General features: G+C 50.3%; 1 protein-coding gene. It reads right to left on the minus strand.

Translation table 11 applies throughout. From position 1 onward, the window contains the following. On the minus strand, positions 1-728 hold a 728-nt coding region (locus E2E34_RS37730; protein WP_138905774.1), incomplete at its 3' end, for a hypothetical protein. Between the last annotated feature and the right edge of the window lie 131 nt (positions 729-859).

The raw sequence follows: 859 nt of genomic DNA on the forward strand, positions 1-859 counted from the left end.
GTGTGGCGGTTGTGATTCATCGGTGGCCGCGACGTAGTGCGCCCCGTCTTAACGAGGTTCTCCAAGTACCGGTTGTCGGTGGGACAGTAGACCTCAAAATTGCAACACATGAGTCCCAGCTTCAGCGGGAACTTTTGAAAGGCCACGTATCGGGTGGACTCCTTGTGGATGCACTCATGACGACTCATCTCCCGGAACTGTTTTCTGATGACTCCACAGTCGCACCCCCAGCCAAAGTGGAGAGGCATGGCCGGGAGCGGCAAGCATTGTGGGCTGATTGTGCCCCGAGTGTTTTCAAACCCAGCTTCTCCAATCTCGCAGGGCGTTATCTTCAGGTAAAGCTCTTCTTTGACTCTCAGCAACCGCATTATGTCCCGCATCATCCTCAACCGACGCAATACTGCCTGCGCGTACGCTTCGAACATTTCCGGCGGAATGATGTAGTTTTTCCGAACGTCCGGATGGAACACCACCACGAAACCAATCTTCTTGTGCACACCCAACCTTAATTCCTCACTAAAGTGATACTCGTCGACATTGTAGCTGAGAGGCATGGTGGTATCTATTTCTCGAGGCGGCGGGCAAGGCAGAATAGACTGTCGTCTAAATTCGTAGCTAAACTGCGCGCCGTACCTTTCCTGGTACTCTGCGGCCAGTAATGTGTAGTCTTCTCTTGGTTCCTGCCCTCCCCCCTGACTGTCCCCGTATTGTTCATGGATCTCATTCATGTCAGGAAAAGTATCGAAAATGGACATGACTACGTGTGAGACAAAAAAAAAAAACCGACAAACAGATACTTAATTGCTCCCTTTTTAAGTGTTTTTTTTTCCGATTGCTGGTAAGAAAATAGTGCTGGCTC

Origin of the sequence: Streptomyces albidochromogenes, from assembly GCF_005981925.1 — a bacterium.
GTDB classification, from domain to species: Bacteria; Actinomycetota; Actinomycetes; order Streptomycetales; family Streptomycetaceae; genus Streptomyces; species Streptomyces albidochromogenes.